Here is a 272-nt window from a genome sequence, read left to right as displayed (position 1 = left end):
ATCCGCGCGACCCGCTGCGACGCATGAGCCGCTTGTCTTGCCAGGCTGAAAACTAATAAGATTAGGAAAACAACGACGATCAGTAGGTTTATGCCCCGTGCCGGCCTGACCCCCGATGCCATTGCCCTGGCCGCCGCCGAAACGGCGGATGCGCTGGGGTTTGAAGCGCTTACCGCCGCGGAAGTGGCGCGCCGGTTGGGGGTGCGCCTGCCCAGCCTGTACTCGCATGTGGCCAACCTGGATGAGCTGAAGGGGCGGGTGGCACTGCTGGC

The 272-nt window shown here is 64.3% G+C and carries 1 pseudogene; it reads left to right on the top strand.

Annotated elements, in window-relative coordinates:
- Positions 1-90 precede the first annotated feature (90 nt).
- Positions 91-272: pseudogene (locus Q5762_RS38430) on the top strand (TetR/AcrR family transcriptional regulator); the annotation flags it as partial.

Origin of the sequence: Streptomyces sp. P9(2023) (assembly GCF_032436795.1) — a bacterium.
GTDB lineage: Bacteria > Actinomycetota > Actinomycetes > Streptomycetales > Streptomycetaceae > Streptomyces.
The sequence above is the reverse complement of the archived record's forward strand: the minus strand, read 5'-3'. Positions and strand labels throughout refer to the sequence as shown.